The organism is Thermostichus sp. MS-CIW-25 (assembly GCF_054060015.1).
The window spans coordinates 16,061-40,484 of sequence record NZ_JBSSCS010000027.1; the positions used below are offsets into that span (position 1 = coordinate 16,061).

At 57.9% G+C, this 24,424-nt stretch carries 26 protein-coding genes, 1 tRNA gene and 1 other RNA gene; 11 read left to right on the plus strand and 17 right to left on the minus strand.

Going from position 1 to position 24,424, the window contains the following annotated elements; all coding sequences use genetic code 11:
• Positions 1-11: 11 nt before the first annotated feature.
• Entirely contained in the window at positions 12-764 is a 753-nt protein-coding gene (locus ACVWZ1_RS10210; protein WP_457503305.1) for a hypothetical protein, read from the minus strand.
• 400 nt (positions 765-1,164) lie between these two features.
• On the opposite strand from ACVWZ1_RS10210, the gene ACVWZ1_RS10215 reads away from it, so the two are divergent.
• Positions 1,165-2,046: an alpha/beta fold hydrolase gene (locus ACVWZ1_RS10215; protein WP_457467160.1), complete on the plus strand. Its 882-nt coding sequence runs from the start codon at positions 1,165-1,167 to the stop codon at positions 2,044-2,046.
• Here ACVWZ1_RS10215 and ACVWZ1_RS10220 read toward each other — a convergent pair.
• From ACVWZ1_RS10220 to ureG, 5 genes are all read right to left on the minus strand, one after another.
• Positions 1,974-2,585: a Ycf51 family protein gene (locus ACVWZ1_RS10220; protein ID WP_457503307.1), complete on the minus strand. Its 612-nt coding sequence runs from the start codon at positions 2,583-2,585 to the stop codon at positions 1,974-1,976. The genes ACVWZ1_RS10215 and ACVWZ1_RS10220 overlap by 73 nt on opposite strands.
• A gap of 204 nt (positions 2,586-2,789) precedes the next feature.
• A tRNA-Leu gene (locus tag ACVWZ1_RS10225) sits at positions 2,790-2,869 on the minus strand.
• Between the two features lie 58 nt (positions 2,870-2,927).
• Positions 2,928-4,442 (minus strand): hypothetical protein, encoded by a 1,515-nt coding sequence (locus ACVWZ1_RS10230; RefSeq protein WP_457503308.1) that lies wholly within the window; start codon positions 4,440-4,442, stop codon positions 2,928-2,930.
• Between the two features lie 51 nt (positions 4,443-4,493).
• Entirely contained in the window at positions 4,494-5,297 is an 804-nt protein-coding gene (locus tag ACVWZ1_RS10235; RefSeq protein ID WP_457503310.1) for an urease accessory protein UreD, read from the minus strand.
• A 7-nt stretch (positions 5,298-5,304) separates the two neighbouring features.
• Positions 5,305-5,955 carry an urease accessory protein UreG gene (gene ureG, locus ACVWZ1_RS10240; RefSeq protein WP_457503311.1) on the minus strand — a complete coding sequence of 217 codons (651 nt, stop codon included), beginning with the start codon at positions 5,953-5,955 and terminating at the stop codon, positions 5,305-5,307.
• 59 nt (positions 5,956-6,014) lie between these two features.
• Between ureG and ACVWZ1_RS10245 the strand changes: the two genes are divergently transcribed.
• Entirely contained in the window at positions 6,015-6,269 is a 255-nt protein-coding gene (locus ACVWZ1_RS10245; RefSeq protein WP_414331870.1) for a hypothetical protein, read from the plus strand.
• Positions 6,270-6,434: 165 nt separating this feature from the next.
• Positions 6,435-6,992, plus strand: coding sequence for a carboxymuconolactone decarboxylase family protein (locus ACVWZ1_RS10250; protein WP_457503312.1), 558 nt, complete (start codon positions 6,435-6,437; stop codon positions 6,990-6,992).
• Between the two features lie 70 nt (positions 6,993-7,062).
• Here ACVWZ1_RS10250 and ACVWZ1_RS10255 read toward each other — a convergent pair whose 3' ends face one another.
• A complete protein-coding gene (locus ACVWZ1_RS10255) occupies positions 7,063-7,386 on the minus strand; it encodes a DUF3288 family protein (protein ID WP_457503313.1) in 324 nt (107 codons plus the stop codon).
• 170 nt (positions 7,387-7,556) lie between these two features.
• Here ACVWZ1_RS10255 and ACVWZ1_RS10260 point away from each other — a divergent pair, with 170 nt between their 5' ends.
• Genes ACVWZ1_RS10260 through ndhI form a run of 4 tightly spaced genes read left to right on the plus strand, consistent with a single transcriptional unit; the run spans position 7,557 to position 10,823 of the window.
• Positions 7,557-8,741, plus strand: a complete 1,185-nt coding sequence (locus ACVWZ1_RS10260; RefSeq protein ID WP_041437160.1) for an NAD(P)H-quinone oxidoreductase subunit H — start codon at positions 7,557-7,559, stop codon at positions 8,739-8,741.
• Positions 8,742-8,770: 29 nt separating this feature from the next.
• Positions 8,771-8,974 (plus strand): hypothetical protein, encoded by a 204-nt coding sequence (locus ACVWZ1_RS10265; RefSeq protein ID WP_414331866.1) that lies wholly within the window; start codon positions 8,771-8,773, stop codon positions 8,972-8,974.
• Positions 8,975-9,030: 56 nt separating this feature from the next.
• Entirely contained in the window at positions 9,031-10,152 is a 1,122-nt protein-coding gene (gene nuoH, locus ACVWZ1_RS10270) for an NADH-quinone oxidoreductase subunit NuoH (protein WP_414331864.1), read from the plus strand.
• Between the two features lie 38 nt (positions 10,153-10,190).
• On the plus strand, positions 10,191-10,823 hold the full coding sequence (gene ndhI, locus ACVWZ1_RS10275) for an NAD(P)H-quinone oxidoreductase subunit I (protein WP_414331863.1): 633 nt from the start codon (positions 10,191-10,193) through the stop codon (positions 10,821-10,823).
• Between the two features lie 333 nt (positions 10,824-11,156).
• Here the strand turns inward: ndhI and ACVWZ1_RS10280 are convergent, their stop codons facing one another.
• From ACVWZ1_RS10280 to ACVWZ1_RS10290, 3 genes are all read right to left on the minus strand, one after another.
• A complete protein-coding gene (locus ACVWZ1_RS10280) occupies positions 11,157-12,695 on the minus strand; it encodes a right-handed parallel beta-helix repeat-containing protein (protein WP_457503315.1) in 1,539 nt (512 codons plus the stop codon).
• 242 nt (positions 12,696-12,937) lie between these two features.
• Complete coding sequence (locus ACVWZ1_RS10285) at positions 12,938-14,077, minus strand: BMP family lipoprotein (RefSeq protein ID WP_457467171.1); 1,140 nt, start codon at positions 14,075-14,077, stop codon at positions 12,938-12,940.
• A 12-nt stretch (positions 14,078-14,089) separates the two neighbouring features.
• Positions 14,090-15,037, minus strand: coding sequence for a nucleoside hydrolase (locus tag ACVWZ1_RS10290; protein ID WP_414357935.1), 948 nt, complete (start codon positions 15,035-15,037; stop codon positions 14,090-14,092).
• A gap of 110 nt (positions 15,038-15,147) precedes the next feature.
• Here ACVWZ1_RS10290 and ACVWZ1_RS10295 point away from each other — a divergent pair, with 110 nt between their 5' ends.
• The 3 genes from ACVWZ1_RS10295 (at position 15,148) to rnpB (ending at position 17,208) form a co-directional block, all read left to right on the plus strand.
• Positions 15,148-15,501, plus strand: a complete 354-nt coding sequence (locus ACVWZ1_RS10295) for a rhodanese-like domain-containing protein (protein ID WP_414343313.1) — start codon at positions 15,148-15,150, stop codon at positions 15,499-15,501.
• A 21-nt stretch (positions 15,502-15,522) separates the two neighbouring features.
• A complete protein-coding gene (locus ACVWZ1_RS10300) occupies positions 15,523-16,746 on the plus strand; it encodes a C45 family autoproteolytic acyltransferase/hydolase (RefSeq protein WP_457503317.1) in 1,224 nt (407 codons plus the stop codon).
• 32 nt (positions 16,747-16,778) lie between these two features.
• Positions 16,779-17,208, plus strand: an RNA gene (gene rnpB / locus ACVWZ1_RS10305) — RNase P RNA component class A.
• A 200-nt stretch (positions 17,209-17,408) separates the two neighbouring features.
• On the opposite strand, the gene ACVWZ1_RS10310 is transcribed toward rnpB, so the two are convergent.
• Positions 17,409-18,113 carry a TetR/AcrR family transcriptional regulator gene (locus ACVWZ1_RS10310; RefSeq protein ID WP_457467152.1) on the minus strand — a complete coding sequence of 235 codons (705 nt, stop codon included), beginning with the start codon at positions 18,111-18,113 and terminating at the stop codon, positions 17,409-17,411.
• A gap of 310 nt (positions 18,114-18,423) precedes the next feature.
• On the opposite strand from ACVWZ1_RS10310, the gene ACVWZ1_RS10315 reads away from it, so the two are divergent.
• Positions 18,424-19,308, plus strand: a complete 885-nt coding sequence (locus ACVWZ1_RS10315) for an acyl-CoA desaturase (protein WP_414523215.1) — start codon at positions 18,424-18,426, stop codon at positions 19,306-19,308.
• A 79-nt stretch (positions 19,309-19,387) separates the two neighbouring features.
• Here ACVWZ1_RS10315 and ACVWZ1_RS10320 read toward each other — a convergent pair whose 3' ends face one another.
• The 6 genes from ACVWZ1_RS10320 to petM all read right to left on the minus strand — a co-directional run bounded on the left by ACVWZ1_RS10320 (position 19,388) and on the right by petM (position 23,852).
• A complete protein-coding gene (locus ACVWZ1_RS10320) occupies positions 19,388-19,648 on the minus strand; it encodes a hypothetical protein (protein ID WP_414343320.1) in 261 nt (86 codons plus the stop codon).
• Between the two features lie 282 nt (positions 19,649-19,930).
• Positions 19,931-20,194 (minus strand): photosynthetic electron transport-dependent transcriptional regulator PedR, encoded by a 264-nt coding sequence (pedR, locus tag ACVWZ1_RS10325; protein ID WP_011432496.1) that lies wholly within the window; start codon positions 20,192-20,194, stop codon positions 19,931-19,933.
• 154 nt (positions 20,195-20,348) lie between these two features.
• Entirely contained in the window at positions 20,349-21,608 is a 1,260-nt protein-coding gene (locus tag ACVWZ1_RS10330) for a sensor histidine kinase (protein WP_457503318.1), read from the minus strand.
• A 72-nt stretch (positions 21,609-21,680) separates the two neighbouring features.
• A complete protein-coding gene (locus ACVWZ1_RS10335) occupies positions 21,681-22,448 on the minus strand; it encodes an SDR family oxidoreductase (RefSeq protein WP_457392662.1) in 768 nt (255 codons plus the stop codon).
• A gap of 197 nt (positions 22,449-22,645) precedes the next feature.
• Positions 22,646-23,620 carry a ketopantoate reductase family protein gene (locus ACVWZ1_RS10340; protein WP_457503319.1) on the minus strand — a complete coding sequence of 325 codons (975 nt, stop codon included), beginning with the start codon at positions 23,618-23,620 and terminating at the stop codon, positions 22,646-22,648.
• 124 nt (positions 23,621-23,744) lie between these two features.
• A complete protein-coding gene (gene petM / locus ACVWZ1_RS10345; protein WP_011432492.1) occupies positions 23,745-23,852 on the minus strand; it encodes a cytochrome b6-f complex subunit PetM in 108 nt (35 codons plus the stop codon).
• Positions 23,853-24,424 lie beyond the last annotated feature (572 nt).

Below are 24,424 nucleotides of genomic sequence, written 5' to 3' on the forward strand. Positions count from 1 at the left end.
CAACAAACCCATCAGGGCTGGATCGGCTGCCGCTGAATTACATCCCCTTGAGGTGGAGGTGGAGCGGCTGGGGTTTCTTGAGGAGTAGGTGTTGCCTCTACAGGAGGAGTTGCTCCAGGAGGCGGGGGCAGAGGGGGCACAGCTTCTCCAGGCACAGGCCCAGGTGTAGGCGTGGGGGTTGGAGATGGAGCTAGAAAGGGTGTCACCTGTCTCAACAGCTCGGCATAGAAAATCCCATCTTGCTCCGGCCCAAAGCGGCCCACTTCCCAACGGTGACGAGGCACAAACATTGTTTGCAGCAGCACTTCCCGGCTGACAAAAGCGGGAGTACCCGAGAAGACGTAGCCATCGACAATGACCCGATTCAGATCGGGCCGAGTTTGAAACACCCGATCCACCTCCCGCAGCATCTCCGTATCCAGCCGCCCCAGCAGAGTTTCCAGAGTGTCTTCAGGTCTGATCAGTACCCGCACCGAAAAGCGGTAATCTTCGCAACGATAGTCCCCACAGAGCTTGACCAGCTCGTTACGCACCCGGATTTGTGCCCCAGGATCCAAATTGCGCCCTGGCACTAAGACTTCCTCCTGGGGTTGCTGTTCGACCGGCTGGGCCCACAGTTGGAGTTGACTTGCCCATCCTGCCCAAACCAGGGATCCGAAAAACAAGCCAAATCCCAAGCCTTTCAGGGGAAGGCTCCAACCCAGACTGCCCTGCTCAGAGCGAGGTGAAACGGGGGGCTCACAATCCTGGATCGGGCTGTTCATAAAGCGTTGACCGATTCTTCAGCGATGGCTACCGCCAAATCTACCCGACATCGGCCAGAGAGGCACTAGGCAGGGAGAAAAATAGGGTATTGGCCTCGGATCAGTTTCAAAACAGGGGCAGAAGAGAAGCTTTGACCAAGAAAACTGGGTTGCAAGCCCCGCCCTAAGGCCTACGGCCCGCTGACGCGACCAGGGCGGCTTTGTGCTATGGTGTTGAACGAACTCCGCCAACTTGAATAGGGCGCAGTGTCAACAGGGAAAGTATCTGGGAGTTCATCCCAGTAGGTGGCGTCATAGCATCCCCCACCACTTGCAAGGGTGGTGTAGCTCAGAAAGTTAGGAGTCATCCTGCAACCTGGGAAAGAATCCTTGCCATTTAGGGCAGGGAGAATGTCAAGCGATGGGCCTGCAGCTCCACTATCGTACTTGGGGAGAAGGGATCCCCTCCCTCCCAATCTTGATGCTCCACGGCCATCCGGGCAATGCCGACTGCATGGCGGTATTTGCAGAGGCAGTGGCGGGGATCCACCCCTGTGTGGCGCCAGATCTGCGTGGCTACGGGCATTCCCAGGTGACGGATCCCTTTGAGATGCAGGATCACCTAGAGGACTTGGAGCGGCTGCTGGATCGCCTGGGCTGGCAGGCGTGTCTGGTGCTGGGCTGGTCTTTGGGCGGGATCCTGGCCCTGGAGTTGGCTTTGCGGCTGCCGCAGCGGGTAAAGGGTTTGGTCTTGGTGGCCAGTGCCGCCTGCCCCCGCAGCAACCATCCCCCCACCGATTTTTGGGATCAGGTCAACACCGGCGTTGCCTCGCTGCTCAACTGGCTTTGGCCCGGCTGGGAATGGAACATCGAGACCTTTGGCCGTCGCTCCCTTTACCGCTACCTGATGCAGCAACAGACCCCAACGGCCTATCGGTATTTGGCGCACATGGCCTTGCCCGCCTATCTGCACACCTCCCCCCAGGCTCGCCAAGCTCTGCGCGCCGCTTTGCAACGGGGCTACAACCGCGAGGGAGATCTGCACCGAATTCGCATCCCGGTACTGCTTATGGCCGGCGAGCGGGATCGCCACATCACCGCCAACAGCAGCCTGGCCACAGCCCGCGCCCTGCCCCACTGCACCTGCATTGTCTATCCCAACGTGGCTCATCTCTTTCCCTGGGAGATCCCCGACCGGGTGGGACAGGATCTGCGCCGCTGGCTCAGCGCTCAAGACTGGGCAAGTGGGATCCCGGTGGTTGGCTCTTCCGCTCCCTCTGCAGACAAGGCGGCAGAAGCCTGACCCCGGGCCAACTTCCGCAGCCGGGCAAAGGCCTCTTCCTCCAGATGGATCTGCTGCTGCTGTTGTTCTTCTGGGGTGCGCAGGCGCTTTCCCAACGGCTGTTGCAGCGTGCCCAAGAGCAACGGCTCGGAAACTCCCGGCTCGGGATGGATGACGGTGCGGGCCCGCAAGGTGAACACCGGCGAACCGGTGGAGAAGCGGCCCGGGGATCCCAAATCGCTGGCCGCCTGCTTCAGGGTGAGGATCAGTTGCTCTGGGGTGATATCCGGGCTGACAGCAATAACCGCTCGATCCGCCCCTTGGTCATAGACGGTGGTGTAGGGGGCAGCACCGGGAATGCGGGAGCGAAAGATCGGCCCCAAGCTGAGGGCAAAACATCCCGCCGTTAAAACCAGCGCAAACGCTGTGTAGCCCACCAGGGAAAACTTCAATGGCCAATTGCGGATCCAGGCCAGCAGGGTGAGCATAGCCAGCAAGCCTGCCAGACCTAGCCCAATTCGGGTGGCAGAGGCAAAGAAAGATTCCAAAGTTGCATCCATGATTCCCCAGTTTAGCGGCTAGAGCTTCATCTCTAGGATGCAGGATGAGCCCGATTCTGGCTGCCCTATCTAAGGACTCCGTCCCGCTGGCACCCTGCTCCAGAAGGGCTTGGCTGGTTCTATCACCAAACCCCTGTGAGAAGAGGCAAGACGGATCAACCTACCAAACACAGAAAGCGGCGAGCCCTACAGATTTGAGGAGCATGGGCAAGGTCGGATTCGAACCGACACGGTTTCCCGCCGCATTTTGAGTGCGGTGCGTCTACCAGTTTCGCCACTCGCCCGACCTGGAAACATTATCCTACTGAACTGGCGAAACCTCGTCAACCAATCCTCCCAACCCTAGTTGCGGCGGTCTTTCTCCAGTTGCTGGGCCTTTTGCCGAAGCTGGCGGGTTTGCTCCATCACCTCCTCCAGATCCTCGTGGGATAGCCGCTCGACGTAGTTGATCTTGATCTCTTCCAGCAAGTCTTGCAGGAGAGAGCGAATTTCCTCCAAAGCGTGCTCCTGGGTGAGTTCTCGTGCCAAGACTTCACCAAACCGCTGCATCAGTTGCGCTGCCAGCTTGGAGCCAACGGGATCCTCGAAACTGCCCGTTAGGGTTTTGTAGGTGGTGGTAGTCAGCTCGTTGGCCAGGCGCTCCGTCAGTTGGCTGGGCAGGGATCCCAGGCCGGGAAGCTGTTCTAGAGTTTGCATGGCAGGCAACTGCTTGAGCAGGCCATCCAGGTTGTAGCGGAGCAGTTGTTGCAGCTCCGGTTGCACCTGGGGCAAAACGCGGTAGAGAACAATGCGAAAAACCAGGTTGGCAATCGCCTCCAGCTCGTTGGTGTTGTTGATGTCGATGTAGTCCCGCGGGGTACGTGCTGCCGGCAGCAGGGGCAGGGATCCGCGCTGAATGGATCCCTGGATTTGGTTGATCACCCGCACAACAATGACTTCCGTCAGGTCTTCGGCGAAGTTGGTGACAAAGCCTTGGCTCACCTGAGCGCGTACCCGCTCCAGATCCAGCAACTGCGCTTGTCCCAGCCGGATGGTGACGGGGATCACCCGCAGCCAGCGCCAAAAGGGCAGCAGCAGCAGCACATCGTACCAACGCCAGAGCATGGCATCCAGCCAATTGACGCCGGTGTAGCGGCGGCTGATGGCCACCGTGCGCAGCAAAAATTCCAGCCCAAACAGAAGCACGAAGGGAAAATCCAGCACCGGGAAAAAGTCAACAGGGTTACCGCTCTCGCCAATGGGGCGGAAATAGTTGGTCTCGAAGAGGGGGCGCAGCCGGGTCTGGAAAAATTCGATTCCATCTGCGGGATCGGCGCTGGCCAAGTACTCAGCAGTCCAAAAGCGGGCAAAGGCAGCTCTGGCGGAGTCGGCTTCTGGGATGTGCTCCCGCATCAAGTTGAGGATACGCACAAACTGGCCGGTTTTGTTGGCGCCCTGAAAGGGGTTGGTCTCGATCATCTCGTCGCTGAGCTCCCGCAAGCGGGCCAGGATCGGTGCAGCCGCCTCAGACTCCACGCCAAACCGCAGGGTAACCTGGCGCAGCTCATCCACCAAGGCCAAGTAGCGCTGGGTTTCGGGGTTGGGCTCAATGCCCTTGATGAGGTCGTATAGGTCGGTCACCGGGGAACGGCTGGTTTCTTCGGAGAGAATCGGCAGCGGAATGGGAGGACCAAAGGCGCCAAAAATTTGCACCCGACCCTGGAGCCAAAAATCTCGCCCAGGCACATAGCTCATGTCGAAGAGCACCAAGCACAGGTTGCTCAGGGCCAGCAGGGCCATCCCCTTCTCGTAGAGGAGCAGCCAGCGACTTCGCCCCCTGAGGACAGAGCGTCTGAGAATCCGTTGAGCAGCGTTCAAAGGACTCCGTCCCGGCCTTGGGTCAACCAGTTGGTTTGAGTCAGCCTTAGTCTACCACCCCTGGGGTGAGCCACCCTTGGCTTGAGCAAGCTGTAGTGCAACCTGGCCAAAATGCCGCCAAATGGCCTCTGCCTGTGGCCCCACCTGGCGCAGAATCCAACCCTTACAGATGGGATCCGGAGACTTGACCAGCCAGTATGGGGACTCCGTTCCGCTGATGTGAACGGTCAGCCAAGTGGGTTCCGGCCAATCCCCCAGCAAATACAAGGATCCCCAACAGAGATGGGATCCCAGCACTGACGCGGCGGAGACCTGCCGATGGGGAAAGTGCAGGTCTATGTGTTCCTGCAGCCAGAGTTTTCTCCCCTCGGGGGAGGATGGGATCCCAGCAGTGACCCAAACTTGCAAGCAGTTGGCAAGATGTTCAAACTGCCAGCGTTCGTCCATGGCCAGCCGTCCGGCAGTCCAGATCTCGGCATAGGCCAGGCGGGCTGTGGGATCCAGTTCGATCTGCACCTGCTGGCGAAAGTCTGCCCCTGCCCCCGGAATGGTCGGGTGAGGGATCCAGATCAACTGGCTGGTGGGGGCCAGCTTGACCTTGACCTGTTGCCGAATCAAGCCGGGATGTAGCCGCGTTGCCCCTTGGGTGCGAATTTCCAGCGCCGAGCCTGGCCCCAGCCCGATCTCGATCCGGTGGCGATCCCCGCTCAGCAGGCCGCCGTTGGGGTTGCGCAGGTAGTACACAGGTGGCTCCCCAGGGGATCCCAGCCATTGCAAGGGAGCCTGAGAATACTCCCAAATGTGGGTATGGTCGCCTCGGCGGGTTGCCTTCAAGATGGCCTTACCGAAGTTCACAGGCGGCTCACCGAGGGGGGTCGGTCTTGATGGGGCGAAACAGCACCTCCCGCTCCAGCCAACTGAGAACCTGCTCCAGCCCCTCACCCGTGCGCAGGTTGGTAAAGACAAAGGGCCTATCTCCCCGCATGCGACGGGCATCCCGTTCCATCACCCCCAAGTCTGCCCCCACATAGGGAGCCAGATCGATCTTGTTGATCACCAGCAGGTCGGAGCGGGTGATCCCCGGCCCGCCTTTGCGCGGGATCTTGTCCCCTTCGGCCACGTCGATGACGTAAATGCAGGCGTCCACCAGCTCCGGGCTGAAGGTAGCTGCCAAGTTGTCCCCCCCCGATTCCACCAAGATGAGATCCAGGGGGCGAAAGCGGCGCTCCAGCTCCTGAATGGCGTCTAGGTTGAGGGAGGCATCTTCCCGAATAGCGGTGTGGGGGCAGCCGCCGGTCTCTACGCCAATGATCCGCTCTGCCTCCAGGGCCTTGGCCCGCACCAAAAACTCGGCATCCTCGCGGGTATAGATATCGTTGGTCACCACCGCCAAAGACAGGTGGTCCCGCAGCGCCAAGCAGAGCTTTTCCACCAAAGCGGTTTTTCCAGATCCCACCGGGCCGCCAATGCCAACCCGTACCGGCTGGGAAGTTTGCGCAACTTTGCCCGACATCGGATACCTGCTCCTCTTTTTGGGCATTCTAGAACCAGATGCTTGCAAGGGATCCGGGTATGGTTCGGCTTCTGGTGGCAACTGCTGTGGTGCTGGTGGGATTTCTGCTGGTCAACCGCCTCTATCGCAACCCGCTGAGTTCGGAGCCAAGGCCGGAACAAGCCAGCCCGGAAGCTGCCCAGCAGGGGATCCCTCAAGGTGGGCCGCTGCAGATTTACCAATCGCGGGATCAACTGCAGCAAACCCTCAACCAAGGGGCTACCGCCACCCAGCAGCAGGTGGAAGCCGTTGAGCAATCCTTGGGCAATCCTTGACAGGTTGCAAGCCCTGCAGGAGTGTCTGGAACGAAACCAAAAGACCAAGGCCCCCTTCTCAACGGGAGAAGGGATCCCTCCCCCAGACCGTGAAGCGCCCCTCAGGCTTGGGCGGATCCCCCAGACGCGCTAAAGTCGAGAATGCTGCAATTTTACAGACTGTCCATGCGGATCCCTCCTGTTACCCCAGAGAAAGCCGATAAGCAACTGCAAAAGGTTTACGAAAGCCTGGAGAAAACCTACGGCACCGCCCTCAACCCCCTGCAGGTGATGGCCCACAAGCCCCAACTGATGCGAGCCGTGATGAACCTCTACGGGGCGCTGCACACCCAAAACCCCAACTTGCCTGAAGAGCTGAAGGAGCTGGTCAGCATCCGCATTGCCCAAATCAACGGCTGCCGCCACTACTGCCTTCCCTACCACACCCTGCAGGCGCAGAAGCACGGCGCCTCCCCTGCCAAAATTGCGGCGGTGGCCCAGGCCCGCACCAGCACCCTCTACACCGAGGCGGAAAAGCTGGCCATCGAGTACGCTGAGCGGATGACCGTGCCCAGCATGGTGGTCACCGATAGCTTCTTTGCCCAGCTAAAAGCCATTTGGTCAGATGAAGATCTGGTGGAGCTATCGGCTTGGATTGGCTTCATGAACTTCTGGACCAAGGTGATTGCCGCCCTAGATGTGCCTTTGGATCCCGTCTTTGCCGAGCAACTTCACGTCTCTTAGGTAGCGGCGGGCTCTCCTCTCCCAGAGGGAGAGGGGATGGGGGTGAGGGATCCCGCCCCCCAGCCTGCCTCTAGGCCCAGTCGTCTCGCGTGCTAAAGCTGCGGTCGTACACCTGGCCGCGGGCATGGATCTGGCGGGTCTGGGCGAACAGCTCTTCTTCGCTCATGCCCCACTGTTCCAAGATCTGATCCAAATCCCGCTGCAGATCCCAGGCACCGGGGAAACCGTGGTAACGGATGCGCAAACGGGCGACTTCCGCCAGCACCCACTCGGAGAGGGGCCTCTCCTGGGCCTGCACCATCAGCTCATCGAGCACAGCCCGGTCGGTGGCATACTGCGGATGTTGCTGCTCTCTCCGGGATGGGCCATTCGCGGGTGAACGGGATATAGCCATCGGTCTCCCTCCTTTTTCTCTCACTCTAGTTGAGTTCCCCTGGAGACTTTCAATATCGAGGATTGGGATCCTTGATGGCATGGGATCCCGAGAAGGCAGAAGAAAACCGCTATACTGCAAATGTTGCAGACCATGAACATTCTTCAGTTGCGGAGGCGGCGGCTATGCCCATGCCCATGATCGAGACCCGTACCGACCGGATGTTGCTCAACTTTGGGCCGCACCATCCCTCTATGCATGGGGTTTTGCGTTTGCTGGTCACCCTAGATGGCGAAAACATCGTCGATTGCGAACCGGTGATCGGCTACTTGCACCGCGGCATGGAGAAAATCGCCGAAAACCGCACGGTGGTGCAATACCTGCCCTACGTCTCCCGTTGGGACTACGGGGCCGGCATGTTTAACGAGGCCATTACCGTCAATGCCGTTGAGAAACTGGCCGGGATCAGCGTGCCCAGACGGGCCAGCTACCTGCGGGTGATCATGTTGGAGCTAACTCGTATTACCAACCACCTGCTCTGGTTTGGCCCCTTCTTAGCAGATTTGGGCGCACAAACTCCCTTTCTCTACGCCATGCGGGAGCGGGAGTGGATCTTGGATTTGTTTGAAGCCGTCACCGGCATGCGCTTGATCAACAACAACTATTTCCGGGTGGGCGGCGTGGCGGTGGACTTGCCCTACGGCTGGACGGAAAAATGCCTAGACTTTTGCGAGTATTTCTTGCCCAAAGTGGATGAATACGAGCGGCTGGTGACCGACAACCCGATTTTCCGCCGGCGGCTGGAAGGGGTGGGAGCCATCTCCAAGCAAGACGCCATCAACTGGGGTCTGTCGGGTCCCATGTTGCGGGCCTGCGGCGTCAACTGGGATCTGCGCAAAGTGGATCACTACGAATGCTACGACGACTTCGACTGGGAGGTGGCCGTTTACCCCGAAGGGGATTGCCTGGCCCGCTATCGGGTGCGCATGAAAGAGATGCGCGAGTCCTGCAAGATCGTGCAGCAAGCCGTCAAGGCTTTGCCAGGAGGCCCCTTTGAAAACCTGGAAGCCAAGCGGATGCTGGAGGGGCCGAAGTCGGAGTGGAACAAAGGGGACTACCAGTTCATCAGCAAAAAGCCTTCCGCCAATTTCAAGATCCCCAAGGGGGAAGCCTACGTGCGGGTGGAGAGCGCTAAGGGGGAGCTGGGCATTTACATTGTTGGTGACGACAACGTCTGCCCGTGGCGCTGGAAGATCCGTCCCCCCGGCTTTGTCAATTTGCAGGTACTGCCTCAGTTGATTCGCGGCATGAAGGTAGCCGACATGATCGCCATCCTCGGCAGCATTGACATCATCATGGGCGAGGTGGATCGCTAAGATACTTACGGAAAGCGAGGACAAAGGCGATGGCCTGGGCGATCTTGGTTCTGCCGCTGTTGATTGTGTCTGTCATTGCTGCGATTATTGGCCCCAAGCAATGGGCTAAGTACCAAGAGGAAAGGCGCCGCCGCGCGGAAGAGCTATCTGATGCTCGCCTTCAGGCCATCATCCAGCAGGAGCTACGCCGCCGTAACCGTCCCCCCCAATCGGATCCCAACGGGAAAACTTAGCTACAGGGATCCCAAACCCTACCCAACCCGCCATCTCTAGGGAGCTACTCACCCCCATGACAAACGCTGGTATCGACCTACAACTTGGCTTCGAGACTGCCCTACAGAACCTAGGCTTGGGAGCAGGTGCAGCCCATGCCCTCTGGATGCCCCTGCCGATGTTGCTGCTGATCATCGCCGCCACCTTGGGGGTGATGGTCATGACTTGGCTGGAGCGCAAGATCTCGGCAGCAGCCCAACAGCGGATTGGCCCCAACATGGCCGGCCCTCAGGGGGTGCTGATCCCGATTGCCGATGGCATCAAGCTGCTGACCAAAGAAGATGTTCTGCCCATCTTGGCCGACCCAGTCTTGTTTACGCTGGGGCCGATATTGGTTTTCCTGCCCGTCTTTTTGTGCTACCTGGTGGTTCCCTTTGGCCAGAACCTATTGATCTCCAACATTGCCATTGGCGTGTTCTTCCTGATCGCCACCTCCAGCGTGCAACCCATCGGTTTGTTGATGTCGGGCTACGGTTCCAATAACAAGTACTCCTTGCTGGGTGGGCTACGCGCGGCAGCTCAATCGATCAGCTACGAACTGCCGCTGGCCCTGTCAGTGTTGGCCGTGGTGCTGATGAGCAACGGTCTGGACACGGTGGGGATCGTCGAACAGCAGAGTGGCCTGGGCATCTTGAGCTGGAATGTGTGGCGGCAGCCCATTGGCTTTGTGATTTTCTTGATCTCGGCTCTGGCGGAAACGGAGCGGATCCCGTTCGATTTGCCGGAAGCAGAAGAAGAGCTGGTAGCCGGTTACCAAACGGAGTACTCCGGCATGAAGTTTGCCCTGTTTTATCTGGGATCCTACGCCAACTTGCTGCTGGCTTCTCTGATTGCGGCAGTGCTGTACTTGGGGGGTTGGTCGTTTGTGGTGCCGGTGGAAACGATTGCTGCACTTGCCGGGATTCCTTTGGATAACCCTTTCTTGCAGATCGGCGCGGCGGCCTTAGGCATTGTCATGACGATGGTCAAAGCTTTTATCTTCATCTTCTTGGCCATCCTGCTGCGCTGGACCTTGCCGCGGGTGCGCATTGACCAACTGCTGGACTTGGGGTGGAAGTTTTTGCTGCCTGTATCCTTTGTTAACTTGCTGCTGACGGCAGCCCTAAAGCTCGCCTTCCCCACCTTTTTTGGGGGTTGAATGAGAAGTAAAGAGGCAAGAGAGGGAGAACATAGGTCATGACGTTTCTCAAGCGTGTCAAAGAATATGTGGGCGATGCCTTCCGAGCCGCCAAGTACATCGGCCAAGGGATGGGGGTTGTCTTCGACCACATGGGCCGGCGCCCGGTAACCGTGCAATACCCCTTCGAAAAGCTGATCCCCTCTGAGCGCTTTCGGGGACGCATCCACTTCGAGTTCGACAAGTGCATTGCCTGCGAGATCTGTGTTCGAGTTTGCCCAATTGACCTGCCGGTGGTGGATTGGGCCTACAACCCAGAGCTGAAGAAAAAGGAGCTTTACAGCTACAGCATTGATTTCGGGGTGTGCATTTTCTGCGCCAATTGTGTGGAGTTTTGCCCCACCAACTGCCTCTCGGTAACCGAGGATTATGAGCTGGCCGCTTACGACCGCCATGACCTCAACTACCATCAGGTGGCGATGGGCCGTCTGCCCTCCAAGGTAACTGAGGACCCAATGGTGACCCCACTGCGGGAGTTTGCCTATCTGCCCAAAGGGGTGATCGATCCCCACGACTTGCCTGCTGGATCCCAGCGGGCTGGCAAACGACCGGAGGAGATTCTGGCGGAAATGAGAGCGGCCAAAGCTGCTAAGGAAGCCGAAGCGAAAGCAGCCAAGGCTGCTGCGGAATAGCGTGACATACTCCCGCACTCATGCTGACGCAAAGCGCTCCGCGCCGCTGTCCGCCACCCCTAGCCCCTTTCCCAGGGGATGTGACTGTTTGAACTTGTGGGACTGCCTTCCAGCATCGCCCGCTGCCGCAAGGTGATGGCCAGAAAAAGCGTCGAGGCCGCGAAGTTGGAGCTGTCCTTAGTGGGAATGAGATGCCTGGGGCGCAGAAATAAGGTCTTCTGAACCCTGCGATCTGCAATCAAAGATCTGAGTATGAGTATAGGTGTGGTGTCCTAGTCTGAACCAAAATGGCCATACGTGGGCAGGGCAGATGGCTGCCAGCCTTGGCTAACTTCAGGGGAAGGAAAACGTAAACCTACCCGCCAAGCCAGGGGATGTGGCCAAGCCGCTAAAAGTCTGCGCGACGTTTCCGCTCTTGCGAACCGTTACGGTAAAGGGAATGGGAGCAGTTGATTGGGAGCAGCGCCGGAACAATCTCACCTCGATGAAGTATGGCCCTGAGGGCGAGGTGGAAGCCCAAAAGACATTCTCCACAGCATTTTGGGTTACGGCAACACAGTCGGCATTGGCATCCACATCCAGCCGTCCTCCAGAAGGGACAATTCGGTTGTTAAAAAACACGGTCTGCTGCGTGGGATCCGTAACATACAGGTCAAGGTCATCGATGGTATTCCAACTCAAGGTAACTTGAATGGGGCCGGTGCCCAATACTGGAGGTGTGGGGGTGGGAGAGGGTGTCGGTGCAGGAGTGGGAGAGGGTGTCGGTGCAGGAGTTGGTGGTGGCCTCAGGGTAGGAGTTGGCGTGGGCGCAGGTTCCCCAGTGACCCTCTGAGCAAAGTTTCCTTGGAAAGTGTTGTCGGCCAGGTAGGCTGCAACTACCGCATCTGGGGTGCCGGGGGCTGCTTGAATTGCTATCCCTATGCCCTCGCCCCGAGCCAGAAATGTATTTCCAGAAAGGGTACGGGCTTGTGTTCCTTGCAAAATGCGAATGCCGACGCTCCCGGCTATCCCACCCACGCCGATCCGGTTGGATTGAATGGATGGAATTGAGCCTGCCCCATCCAGCTGAATCCCGGTAGTGCCACTCGTACCTGCTTGCCGCGCCTGCAGTACCAAGCCGGCTCCAGCCGTGGGTGGATCCCCTTCGATTTGGTTGTTGCGGAAGATCCCGCCGGAGTTGTCACCATAGCGAACGGCCAAAGCCCCCAAAGCCTGGAGGAGGATCGTGTTGTTTTCAATGGTGGGATTGCTGCCCGGCACAGTGCCTATGCCCACCCCACCCGTTTTACTGACAATCGGCGAGACACGGCTGACCCGGCCATTCCCAGAGATCTGCACACAGGGATCCAAAAATTGCTGGCACAAGATCTGGGCTAACTGACCCAAGGCCCCCTCCAGAACTGCAGCATTGCCGTTGACCAAGATGTTGGAGCGGGGGTCGTTAAGGGTGACCTTGCCCGGTTGAAAGGTACCGTTGTTCACCTGCACCCGTCCACCTCCCAGCACCACGTCCACCCCCTGCAGGCTGGTTTGGCCGGCTACAATCACGTCAAAGAGCCCGGTCAGGATCTCATAGGCGGTGGAGCTGGTGATGCGAATGCGACCGCCGTTGGTGCCATCGCCGCCATCCAGGGCCAGGTTGCTTTGCAAAGTTTCCCTGCCCGTCCCCAAAATCTCGATCAGCACCTCCAGGCCGGCTGTGGCAGTCTGAAGTCGCTGCGCCTCTGCAACTGCGTCTGCCAGTTTGGTAAAGGGGCCACTGGCCGGATCCACTCTCAGGATGATGGGCCCGCCACCTGGCGGAGGAAGAGGTGGAGAACTGCCGCCGCCACCCCCACAGCCGAGGGCAACCCCCGCCAACAGAGGCAGCAAGGCTGAACAGATCCCCCAACCAGATTTGGATACTTGGCCAAGCATAGGTGGAAAGCCCTTTCAAGCGCTTAGCGGTCAAGGTTGTCAGAGCAACAAACAACTGCCACGGGGTCAAGGTACAGATGGCCAAGCTGGGATCCAATGCCCTCAGCAAAAGCATCCTCTAACGAATCCCCTCCTCAGTCAAGGCTTCGCAAGGGATCCGCAATCAATCATCAATCGGCAACAAAAATCTCAAAAATCTAGCGCTCTTCAGGAACTTGGAGGGTTCCGGCGATAATGTTCTGCTTCACCGCTTCCACGGCGGCCACCAAATCTGCCGGGAGCAAGGCTTGGTTGTACTCATCCAGAGCATAGCCGACACCCTCATTCTCCAGGCCAAAGGTTTGAATGCCGCCGACAAAGTTGCCTTCCACCACGCTGCGAATCACTTCATAGGTGGCCACATCCACCCTCTTCAGCATCGAGGTGAGACCGTGGTTGAGGGTGGCAGGGTTGTTGTCGGTATCCCCCAGGTAGTTTTGGTTGGCATCCACACCGATAAAGAACAGCGGACGGGTATCCCCACTGCAGAGGCTGGCATAATCTGCGGGCTTGGGCACTTCCGCAAAGGGATCCCGAATGAAACTCACCCCGGCGGGCAGATCGGAGGCTCTGAGGCATCTCTCTTGCTTGACAAAGTCGATCAACCCCAGGCCGGATCCCCCGGCAGCGGCATAGATGATGTCGGCCCCTTGGGCTTTTTGGGCAGCAGCGATCTCTTTGGCTCGGGCCGGATCGTTCCAGGCGGCGGGCGTAGTCCCGACATAGTTGGCAATGACGCGACAGGTGATGCCGTCTTCGGCGCAGGCATATTCCACCCCGGCTCGATAGCCCGCCTCAAACTTGTGGATCAGGGGGATGTCCATGCCCCCCAAGAAGCCGACTACACCGGTTTGGGTTTGCTTGCCGGCAATGTAGCCCACCAAAAAGGATCCCTCATGTTCTCGGAAGAGGAGGCTGGCCACGTTGTCTTTTTCGGGGGAAACTGCGTCCACCAAGCCGAACTTCACCTCTTTGAACTCAGAGGCACTGGCGGTAACAGCCGGTTCCAGGGCAAAGCCCACCCCAATCACCACATCAAACCCCTCTTCGGCAAACTTGCGTACCCCCGGCCCCAGTTGGGAGGGATCCGTCGGCTCAAAGTCGAACACCTGCACTCCAAAGTCCTGCTTGGCGCGTTCCGCCCCTTCTGCCGCCGATTGGTTGAAGCTGCGATCGTTTTTGCCCCCTTCTCCAAAGGCAATACCCACCCGTATTTGAGGCTGAGCGGCACTGCTGAGAACGAACAGCCCCGTCAATATCCCCGTTAATACCCAAGAGATCCCCAAGGTTTTGCGCATCATGATGGTTTCCTATCGCCCCAGTAGCTTGATTAGCATCTCTCGAAAAGCCATTTTGTCCGCTCTGAGCACAACCTCAGCATTGGCAGGCCGACCCAGAATGCCTAGGCGATCCACCAAGCTATAGCCGCGAGTTAGCTCTCCGCAACATTCCACGTCCACATAGTGACGGGAACTTTGGCCAATCAGTTCCGGCTGCAAAGCCATGGCCATGGTTAAAGAATCGGGATGGGTGATGCCGTCAAGACCTCCCCCTTCAGGATGGGAGCGGTTGAACTCCCAGGCCACCCGGTTCACCGCTAAGTAAAAGCGGCTGAGGGGAGTATCCAGGGAGAGGATCGGTTCTAGCTCTTCTCGTGTCAAAAAGCCATCGCTGACCGCCAGATCCCAAGGGGACAGCACCACCTCAAATCCAGCCTGCAACACCTTTTTGGCCGCTTCCGGATCCACGTAAAAGTTGAACTCGGCAGCCGGTGTGATGTTGCCGAGAGCATGGTTGGTGCCACCCATGATCCAGAGTTTTTTCACTTTGTGAGGTAGGTTGGGATCCTGAGCCAAGGCAAGAGCCAGGTTCGTCAGGGGGGCTTGGGCGATAATCTGCAGCTCTCCGGCCCAGCGGTTGGCCAGCTCCACAATGGCTGTCGGGGCGAAAAGCGATTCCGGGCGCTGCCTGGCCTTGGGGAAAAAAGAATTGCCCATGCCGTCTTCTCCATGGACGTAGGCCGCTGTAACCAGCTTGCCCACCAGGGGTTTGCTGGCCCCGGGATAGACCGGGATCCCAGCTTTTCCCGCCACCTCCAGGGTATAGAGAGCATTTTCAACGCATTGTTCCAGGTGCAAATTGCCAGCACAGACGGTGATCGCTTCCACACTGCTGTTGGGCCAGAGCAACCCAAAGAGCAACGAGGTGACATCATCTCCCGCCGTATCCGTGTCGATCAAAAAGCGCTGCACAGCCATACCCAGGCTAAGCCCAAATCAGGGTGACATCTTAACCTTTGCGGGCAGTCTCAGGGCAGCTGCTGAGCCGGTGTATCTTGAGAAGGGATCCCTGTAGACCAGAGTTGGCGATGTCCTTCTCCATCCGCTCCATTACACCACAACAGATGGCCCAATACCTACAGGATCCCGAGGCTGGGCCTCTGCAATTGATCGATGTGCGGGAACCGGCAGAGCTGGAGCTGGTGAATTTAAATGCCCTGGGCTTTCGCAACTACCCCTTGAGCCAGTACGAGGAATGGAGGGAACGGATCCTCACAGAGCTGGATCCAGATCAGCCAACTTTTGTGCTCTGTCATCATGGCCTCCGCTCTGCTCAGATGAGCCAGTGGCTACAGGCCAACGGGTTCACTCAGGTTCATAACATCAGCGGCGGCATTCACGCTTGGGCTTGTGAGGTGGATCCCTCCCTGCCCACCTATTGAGGTCACGGGCAAACCAGCACCATGTTCCCCATTCTTCATCTGCAGGGGGATCCCCAACAACGAGGCCAACAGTATGGATCCCAGGCGGCCCAACTCATTCGCCACAGCATTGCTAGTTACGCCCGCCAATTTGCCTACCGCTGTGGTCTCACCTGGCAGCAGGCCCAGACCCAAGCAGAGGGATCCCTGCCCTGGCTAGAGCGCCACGTGCCCCACCTGCTGGAAGAAATCCAAGGCATTGCCGCGGGGAGTGGCTTCCGTTTTGCCGAGATTCTGGCCCTCAATTTGCGCACCGAGATTTTATCCAGATCGGTTGTCGGTGGATCCCATCCCGACTGCGCCGCTGCTCTGGAACACAATCTCCAAAACGGGGTGCCCCAGCACCCACCGGATCCTGCTCATGAATTCAAGGGGATTGATCTCATCGATCCAGCCCAAGCCAACCCGGATGGGGGAGAATGCACCACCCTGGCGGCCTTGCCCCAGGCTACCTCCACCCACCACACCTACTTGGCCCAAACCTGGGATTGGATCGGGGAGCAGCGCAGGGCCTGTGTGCTGTTGTGCGTTCGCTCCGATAACCACCCTGCCTACCTCACCCTGACCGAAGCTGGGATCCTGGCCAAAATTGGCCTCAATCAAGCAGGGTTGGCCGTAGCCCTCAACCTCTTGCGCTCTACCCTAGATGGGCAAACCGAGGGAATGCCGGTGCATCTGCTGTTGCGCTTATTGTTGGAGTGCGAGGAGTGGCAGCAGGCTGTAGAGAGGGTGGGATCCTACCCCTACACCGCCTCCTCTTGTGTCAGCGTTGCCGGTATTACAGGACAGGCGACAGGCCTACAGCCCGCTAAGGCGACCAGCTTTGAAATCAGTCCACGAGGAATTGGCCTGCATCTCCCTCAAGGAGGGATCCTCGCCCACACCAATCATTTCCTGGATCCGGCCTTGCGAGAAGATGAGCTGCCCCCCCATATAGGATCCTCCACAAGGCTAGAACGGGCCTATCATTTGCTTCGCCAGAGTGCTCAAACGGGAACCCTAGACGCGGTCGCTCTTCAAAAAATCCTACAAGACCGGACGAATGCCCCCCACTGCATCTGCCGCTATCCGGATCCCCATCTGCCCGTCTGGGATCGCACCGAAAGCGTGGCGGCTGTGGTGATGGATTTGAACCGGCAAATCTTACACCTGGCCCCCAACATTCCCGATCAAGTGGAGTTTGTACCGATTTCCGGGATTTTCTAGGTTTGGAAGATGCAGTAGGATCGAGCTGAAGAGAGAGGAGGGGCAGGCGATCGCGTCCTTGCTGTCGCCACCAGACAGCGGGATGAGGAAAGTCCGGGCTTTCAGAAGAACACACCGCTGGGGAAAGCCCAGTGCGGGTAACCGCGAGGATAGTGCCACAGAAACATACCGCCGATGGCTGGGATCCCAGCACAGGTAAGGGTGCAAAGGTGGGGTAAGAGCCCACCAGCAACGTCGTGAGGCGTTGGCTCGGTAAACCCCGGTGGAAAGCAAGGCCGCAGCCGCAGGATCATGGCTGTTCTTCGCCCCTGTTGGCTGCATCGAGATCACGGTACCCAAAGCGGGGAAGGGTGCTCTCGATGGTGGTGAGCCGCTAGAGGGTGATGGCAACATCACTCCCAGATGGATGATCGCCAGTGCAACTCTGCACTACAGAACCCGGCTTACAACCTCCTCTCTTTTCTACTTGCACATCTACCTGTTTGCACATCTATTTGCACACAGAGAGAGTTTGTTCCGAGCTCACGGGAGTTCTGCAGGTTGCCGGGATCCCTGTGGTCTGGGGCTATTTATTGGCCGTAGTCAGTGTGTCGTTGGGAGAAGCTGTATCGCATGCCCACCTAGGGCACTTGGAGAGCCTTGTCCAATTGTGGGTGGCTGCGCTACGGCGTAGGTTCTGTCATTCTGGTCACGCCTGCCATCCACAGCTCCACGCAGGCTTGCAGGAGGGAGGGTATCCTGTCGGGTTCAGCGCTTTCTTCTGATTGTTTATCTGCCGGTTTCTCCTCATTCTGCTCCTCGACAGAGGGCTCCGCCCCGTCGGCGTGAACGGTGGGCAACTCGGCGGTTACTGCCAGCATGGCTGCTCCCAAAATCATTACATGCAAAACCCCAACGGCTGCATAAAGGCGATCTGGCTCGACAGATTGCAACTCAGAGTTGGGAAATCGCCGCAAATACTCTGTCAGTTGTTCTTGGGCCTGAGAAAAACCCAGCCGCAAGGCGCGACGATGCTCCTCAGAATAAAGACCGGCCTCTCCCACCAGGGAGCGCACCAGCTCAGGATTGTCGGCCAAAGCCCGAAAACAGGTGTGGACGTAGCGCAGGAGAATGGCTTGTAACCCAGAGCCTTGAGAGGGGGCGGGATCCGCCTTCAGGGGCAGATCGGCTATGCCGGAAAAGACCCCCAGCTCCCCAAATACGGCCAGGAGTAACCCTTGCTTGGTGCCGAAGTGCCGAAACAGGGTGACCTCATTCACTCCGGCCAAATCCGCAATTTGACGGGTGGTGGTCTGGGTGATGCCCTGACGAACGAACAGCTCCCGAGCCGCATTCAGCAGCCTTTGCCGAGAAGAAGGACGTGCCATAGTGAGGAGAAAACCTGAAGAATTGCGGCGGGCTGCAAGTGACGCTTGCATTTACGGTGGAATACCGCTAGGCTTAATGTCAAGCGAGAGGATGTCGGCAGCGTTGCCTCTGCTCCTCTTCTTCCTGTGTAGCCAAGTTCATCACAGCGGAGCACATAGCAAGTCACCGCTGGCTATGGCGGTGTCTTCAGGGGTTTGACTCCGTTTTCACGTTGGGCCGCTGTTATCCGGCGGCCTTAACTTGGGCTTTGTGTTTTGGCTCTTTCCTAGTCAGTCTAGTCTACTTCTTCTTCTGAGGTTTTGTGGGTTCATGACCACTTCTTTTTCTCGCCAATCGCTGAATCATCCCGCTCCGCTCAATCGGCCCGAGCCCCAAGAGTCCTTTCGGTTTGCTTGGGAACATGTGCTCTTCTTTGCCATTTTTCACGTGGTGGCTTTGGTGGGAGGCATTTTCTTCTTCTCCTGGCCCGCTCTGGGAGTAGCCCTATTTCTCCACTGGTGTTTCGGCAGCTTAGGCATCTGCTTGGGGTACCACCGCCTGCTCAGCCATCGTAGTTTCCAGGTGCCCAAGTGGCTGGAATATGTCTTCACGACTCTCGGTGCCCTGGCCGTTCAAGGGGGGCCGATCTTTTGGGTGGGCGGCCATCGTCAGCACCACGCCTTCACCGAAGACGAGGAGAAGGATCCCTATTCTGCTCGTAAGGGCTTTTGGTGGAGCCACATACTCTGGCTGATCTACCACCGCGAAGAATTTTTCAACCCTGAGAAGTATTCTGCCTTTGCGCCGGACTTGGCTCGGGATCCCTTCTACCGCTGGCTGGATAGGTATGCTCTGCTTTTGCAACTGCCGTTGGCTGCAATACTCTACCTGCTGGGGGGCTGGTCATTCGTCGTGTACGGTATCTTCGTGCGGACAGTGCTGCTGCTGCATTGTACCTGGTTGATCAACTCGGCCAGCCACTTCTGGGGTTACCGGACTTTCGAGAGCAACGACAATGCCCGTAACCTTTGGTGGGCGGCCATTCTAACCTATGGTGAAGGCTGGCACAACAACCATCATGCCGACCCGAAGTGCGTTAAGGCCGGTTTGCGTTGGTGGGAGATCGACATGACCTACTGGGCCATTTGGCTGTTGGCGAGATTGGGCCTGGCTCGTAAGCTGCACCTGCCTGCCCAAGGCCAAGCTGCTCGCTGAACTGGTTTTTCCCAGACCTTGCAGAGGAATCATCCGGGGATCCCTATCCCTAGGGATCCCTTTTGGGTTGCAGAGAGAGCTAGTCTTCTAAGGGGCTATACTGCCACGCTCCATAGTGGTCAAGAATACGCTTAATTTGTTCTATGTCGGCATCGGGTTCTTGATGAATATGCAATGCCTCTATTTGGCTGTCTTGGTAGCGAAAGGTGGAGTTTTTTTTCCACTCCAGCTCCGTTTTCACCCCTGAAACACAAGCCAAATGGGCAGCCAATTCCCGATAAACCATCAGGGGCATAGAATCGTAGCGAACAGCGTAGCGTTTCAGCTTGGGGACGCTCACGTATGACAACCCAATCAACGTAGCTCAAAACAACTCAAGTATAGTCACTTCAAGTTAGATTAAGACGCTTCCTAACTACTCCGCGGTGTCGCCCAAATGCTCCGCATCACTTCCGCGAGCCCCCCAATCCCTCTCCCTAAGAGAGAGAAGAGCTAGGAAGCACTGCAACGGAACAGTTTCATTCCTCATTGAAATGACTATAACTTCTGGGCAATACAGTCACCAAAACCCCCCCCGCTCAACACTCTTTGCTGGACACTTGACCGGCAAAATGGGATGGCACTAAGCAATTTTGTCATCGACCAAAGTGCAGCAGTTTACCTGATCCAGGCAAATCTTTCCCCATTGCAAGGCCCAGCGTACTAAGGCCACCCGATTTGCCGTTCGGGTCTTGCTCAAAATATTGCTGATGTGATTGTCAACGGTGCGCTTGCTGATCTCTAGGCGTTCCGCGATGTCCTGATTGGTCAGTCCTGCTGCAATCAACTCAATGACCTGCAGCTCCCGTTCGGACAACAAGTCCGCGGAATGATAGTCGGTGCCCATTCCGAATGCCTGCTTAAGATGAACTGTAAGGATTACCTACCCCAATTCTAGGGGATCACCCCTGAGATGGACAGCCCTGAAGAAAGGAAATCTTAGGCGATTCTCGTCCAGATTCTGGCTGCGGGCCACTGACGCGAGCGTTTTCGGATAGGCTTCACAAGGGATCCAAGTGCTTCCGGGGCAGTTCCACCTGAACCCACAGCCCACCGGTTTGTGGGTGATTGCGCAATTGGATGGTGCCCCCATGAACCTCGACAATCTGCCGCACAATTGCCAGCCCTAGGCCGGTTCCGCCTTTGCTGCGGGCCCGCGCAGTGTCGGTGCGGTAAAAGGGCTGAAAGACCAACTCAAATTGATCTTCTGGCAGGCCGGGGCCGTGGTCGTACACCTCTAGCCGCACCTGGGATCCCTGCTCCGAAAGCATCACATGGATAGGAGAGTCGGGCTTGCCATACTTGACGGCGTTGTCCAAGAGATTGAGAACGAGGCGGTATAGGCGTTGCTCATCCCCCCAGAGATAGATCTGGGACGATCCCCTCAGGTGCAGTTCCTGGTGGCGGGGTTTGGCCAACGGCTCCAAACTTTGCCAGGCTTCCTGCACCAGACTTGCCAGATCCACCCAGCGCCACTGAGAGCGGGATGCGGCTCCCAGATTGAGGGCACTGAGTTCGAGCAAGTCTTGAACCAAATGGCTCAGGCGCAGAGTCTCATTCAGCAATCGTTCCACCCAGACTGCTTGAGCGGCATCGACCCGGCTTTGTAAAGTTTCGGCCAGCAAGCGAATGGAGGTGAGGGGGGTTTTCAGCTCGTGAGCCACATCCGAAGCCCAGCGATCCCGCTGTTGGGCCAGCATTTTTGCTTCCAGCCGGTCTTCTAAAAAAATGGCCACGTGCGCTTGCGGCAGGAGCAACCCCCAAGCCCGCAGCGGAATCGGTTTGCCATCCCCACCGGAAGGGTAGAAAATCCATTCGCGACTTTGGACAGGAGCAGCGGTCTCCTGTCGGCGGGTAGCCTCGATGAGCTGATCCAACTCATAGGAGCGCACCCATTCCAGCAAGAGCTTGATGCCCGGCTGCCATTGGCTGATGCGCAGCAGGCGCTGGGCGGCAGGATTGCACTCCAGCACCACGTTGTTTTCGTCTACCCGCAGATATCCCCAAGGGAGCCGCTGACTCAGGTATTGCCAGTTTTGCAGTTGCTGTTTTTGGTTGGCCCAATCCAGATCTTGTTGGCGAAGATAACGGCTGAGCAAGCTGAGCATCTGTTCCGGGGAGTGGAGGGGCATGGCCAGATGCACCAGGGATCCCAACCGCTGCAATTCGCATCTGAAACGGCGCCGAGTCTGCCACAGCAGGAGCAACGTGCAAAGCAAACCGATTCCCAACCCGATCAGGATCCCGGCTTCCAGTCCCATGTTCCCACCACCTTTGCTGCCATTGTCGCTCAGGGAAGCAAGAGTGGAGGCGAAAGCCCGGTTGCCGGCCTCTTATCGACGATGTACGAGGGTGGTACTGGCTTGGTCGGTGGGCACAAGCAAGATCTCGCTGATGTTCACGTGGGGGGGACGGGTTGCCGCAAACACCACCACTTCAGCCACATCCATCGCCGTCAAGGGGGTGAGGCCCTGATACACTGCTGCCGCACGGGCGCGATCCCCACGGAAGCGCACTTGGCTGAACTCGGTTTCCACCAGGCCCGGCTGAATCTCGGTGACGCGAATGGGGGTGCCCAGTAAATCCAGCTTCAGCCCCTCAGAGATGGCCCGCACGGCGGCCTTAGAAGCGCAATACACAGCGCCACCTGGGTAGGTCTGCCGACCGGCAATGGAGCCGATGTTCACCACATGGCCTCGACCTCGCTCCACCATGCCGGGCAAAACGGCGCGGGTAACATAGAGCAACCCCTTGAGGTTGGTATCGATCATCTCTTCCCAATCTTGCAAGGCCCCCATGTGGAGCTTGTCCAAGCCACGACTTAAACCGGCATTGTTGATCAAGATGTCGATGTTGGCCCACGGCGAGGGCAAAGATTGAAGCGCCTGCTGCACGGCTGCCCCATCCCGCACATCCAAAGCCAGCAGGTAGGAAGGAGTGCCGTAAGCCTGCTGCAATTCCCCAGCCAGTTCCTGCAGCCGATCCTGACGGCGGGCCACCAGAATCAGGCGGGCTCCAGAACGGGCAAAAAGGGTGGCACAAGCGGCCCCAATGCCGCTACTGGCTCCGGTGATGAGCACGATGGAGTTTTCAATCATCATTTGCTAATTCAAATGCTGTGATTTCAATTGAGTGCAGTCGGCGAAAAGTGGACAGCCGCCCCCAGCTTCCTCCTCAGTGGGAGGCTACAGCCATTCTAGGAGTTCGAGCCACTTCCCCAGGGGGGAGCCTGGGATCCAGCAAACGAATCGTTTCTCTGCCGTTCGGTAGCGACCCTACCGCTCCCTGCAAAAGCTCCTTAAAGAGAGCGCTCCAGCAGCTTGACGCAAGCATACAGAGTATCCAAATGGGGAGTGGGCACCCCCACCAAACGCCCCAACTCGGTGATGGCTCCCACAATGGCCTCGATCTCCGTCCGTCGCCCCAGCTCAACATCCTGCAGCATCGAGGTGCGATGGGATCCCACGCGGGCTGCATCTTCTAGCCGCTCTTCCAAAGAGACCGGCAGCCGGATCCCTAGAGCTTGGGCTACAGCCTCAACTTCCCGCATCACCGACCGAACCAGAGCATGGGTGGTTGGGTATTGGGCAATTTCATCTTGAGCAGCCCGGGTGAGGGCGCTGATGGGATTGAAGGCAGCGTTGCCCCACAGTTTCTGCCAGATCTCGGCCCGAATCTGCGAGGTGAGGGTGGTGGAAAGCTGCGCCTGTTCAAAGATGGCGGCCAAGGACTGCAGCCGTCCTGACAGGGATCCATCCGGCTCCCCCAGAATGTAGCGCCCACCCCCTGTGTGCAAGACCACTCCTGGCTCTGCCAACTGCACGGCGATATACACCACACAGCCGATCACCCGCTCTATCGGCAGATGGGCAGCGATAACCCCTTCTGGATCCACGGAAGTCAGGGAATGCCCCTCAAACTCGCCGCCATGCCGGTAGAAGTACCACCAGGGGATACCATTCTGGGCGATCACAATGGGGGTGTCTGGGCCACACAGGGATCCCAGCCAAGGGGCAAGCTGCGGCAAGCTGTGGGCCTTGACCGTCACTATCAGCCAGTCCTGTGGGCCAAGGGCAGCCGGGTCGTCGGTGGCCGTCAAGTGCTCTACCCAGGTTTGGGAGGGATCCCCCTGCCGGATCAGCTTTAGACCTTGGGTGCGGATGGCCTGCAGGTGAGCTCCACGCGCCACAACACTGACAGGGAAGCCCGACCGGGCCAGGCAAACGGCCAGATGGCTTCCTACCGCCCCGGCGCCAACAACACAAATCTTCATGGGCCTATCATCTTTTCGTCACCCACTTCACATCCAGGTGGCCAATTGACACGAGGCTGTGACAAGGGCCGAGCGGGATCGGGAGAAACCCCCGACAACTGAAGGGAGGGCTTTTGGAGAACCCTCACTCTGCCCCCCCTTGGGTCACCCTTAGGATCCCATATCCAAGTGCCACGCCCACCAGGGTCAGCACAATGCAGAGTCCAGCAGTGGTGAAGATCTCGCCAGCCATGGATTCAGCTTCCTCGCAAATGGGATACATCGCCTTCTCAGGATATCGGATCCCCAGCCCTGGCCTTCACTCCAGCGGTGTAGCGACCCAAACCTAGCTCCTGGAAAAACAGGCGTTCTCTTGGACTTGATAAGATCCGGCTATCCACCTCTATAATGAAAGCAATTTACAAGTCTTTACCGGCATAGGCTAAATTGTAATGCCTACAGCCGTAAAACTTGTCCGGTGGCTCTCGAATGCTCTGTTGGGCCTCGTGAGCCCTGGAAACGGTTCTCGATAGGGTCTTGGAGCGCTGGGAATTCTAACCCACTGGAAAGTTCCCAGGCAGTTCTCGCCAAAGAGCCGTTCAAAGAAACTGAGGCAAAAGACCCGAGGGTTGAGTCTTTATACCTAGGCTCCGCTCTTGCTTCGAAGAAGCAGACTTTGTAGTTTCATTAACGTCCTCATTCATTTAGATGTCTTTAAGGAGTAGTTCAGATGACCATAGCGGTAGGGCGCGTGCGTCAGGAGCGAGGATGGTTCGACATCGTCGATGACTGGCTCAAGCGCGACAGATTCGTGTTCATCGGCTG

What these genes read in the sequence shown, in the direction of transcription:
- ACVWZ1_RS10210 (WP_457503305.1), bottom strand. Translation starts at nt 764, where the DNA reads ATGAACAGCCCGATCCAGGATTGTGAGCCCCCCGTTTCACCTCGCTCT.
- ACVWZ1_RS10215 (WP_457467160.1), top strand. Translation starts at nt 1,165, where the DNA reads ATGGGCCTGCAGCTCCACTATCGTACTTGGGGAGAAGGGATCCCCTCC.
- ACVWZ1_RS10220 (WP_457503307.1), bottom strand. Translation starts at nt 2,585, where the DNA reads ATGGATGCAACTTTGGAATCTTTCTTTGCCTCTGCCACCCGAATTGGG.
- ureG (WP_457503311.1), bottom strand. Translation starts at nt 5,955, where the DNA reads ATGTCGGGCAAAGTTGCGCAAACTTCCCAGCCGGTACGGGTTGGCATT.
- ACVWZ1_RS10245 (WP_414331870.1), top strand. Translation starts at nt 6,015, where the DNA reads ATGGTTCGGCTTCTGGTGGCAACTGCTGTGGTGCTGGTGGGATTTCTG.
- ACVWZ1_RS10250 (WP_457503312.1), top strand. Translation starts at nt 6,435, where the DNA reads ATGCGGATCCCTCCTGTTACCCCAGAGAAAGCCGATAAGCAACTGCAA.
- ACVWZ1_RS10255 (WP_457503313.1), bottom strand. Translation starts at nt 7,386, where the DNA reads ATGGCTATATCCCGTTCACCCGCGAATGGCCCATCCCGGAGAGAGCAG.
- ACVWZ1_RS10260 (WP_041437160.1), top strand. Translation starts at nt 7,557, where the DNA reads ATGCCCATGATCGAGACCCGTACCGACCGGATGTTGCTCAACTTTGGG.
- ACVWZ1_RS10265 (WP_414331866.1), top strand. Translation starts at nt 8,771, where the DNA reads ATGGCCTGGGCGATCTTGGTTCTGCCGCTGTTGATTGTGTCTGTCATT.
- nuoH (WP_414331864.1), top strand. Translation starts at nt 9,031, where the DNA reads ATGACAAACGCTGGTATCGACCTACAACTTGGCTTCGAGACTGCCCTA.
- ndhI (WP_414331863.1), top strand. Translation starts at nt 10,191, where the DNA reads ATGACGTTTCTCAAGCGTGTCAAAGAATATGTGGGCGATGCCTTCCGA.
- ACVWZ1_RS10285 (WP_457467171.1), bottom strand. Translation starts at nt 14,077, where the DNA reads ATGCGCAAAACCTTGGGGATCTCTTGGGTATTAACGGGGATATTGACG.
- ACVWZ1_RS10290 (WP_414357935.1), bottom strand. Translation starts at nt 15,037, where the DNA reads ATGGCTGTGCAGCGCTTTTTGATCGACACGGATACGGCGGGAGATGAT.
- ACVWZ1_RS10295 (WP_414343313.1), top strand. Translation starts at nt 15,148, where the DNA reads ATGTCCTTCTCCATCCGCTCCATTACACCACAACAGATGGCCCAATAC.
- ACVWZ1_RS10300 (WP_457503317.1), top strand. Translation starts at nt 15,523, where the DNA reads ATGTTCCCCATTCTTCATCTGCAGGGGGATCCCCAACAACGAGGCCAA.
- ACVWZ1_RS10310 (WP_457467152.1), bottom strand. Translation starts at nt 18,113, where the DNA reads ATGGCACGTCCTTCTTCTCGGCAAAGGCTGCTGAATGCGGCTCGGGAG.
- ACVWZ1_RS10315 (WP_414523215.1), top strand. Translation starts at nt 18,424, where the DNA reads ATGACCACTTCTTTTTCTCGCCAATCGCTGAATCATCCCGCTCCGCTC.
- pedR (WP_011432496.1), bottom strand. Translation starts at nt 20,194, where the DNA reads ATGGGCACCGACTATCATTCCGCGGACTTGTTGTCCGAACGGGAGCTG.
- ACVWZ1_RS10330 (WP_457503318.1), bottom strand. Translation starts at nt 21,608, where the DNA reads ATGGGACTGGAAGCCGGGATCCTGATCGGGTTGGGAATCGGTTTGCTT.
- ACVWZ1_RS10335 (WP_457392662.1), bottom strand. Translation starts at nt 22,448, where the DNA reads ATGATGATTGAAAACTCCATCGTGCTCATCACCGGAGCCAGTAGCGGC.
- ACVWZ1_RS10340 (WP_457503319.1), bottom strand. Translation starts at nt 23,620, where the DNA reads ATGAAGATTTGTGTTGTTGGCGCCGGGGCGGTAGGAAGCCATCTGGCC.
- petM (WP_011432492.1), bottom strand. Translation starts at nt 23,852, where the DNA reads ATGGCTGGCGAGATCTTCACCACTGCTGGACTCTGCATTGTGCTGACC.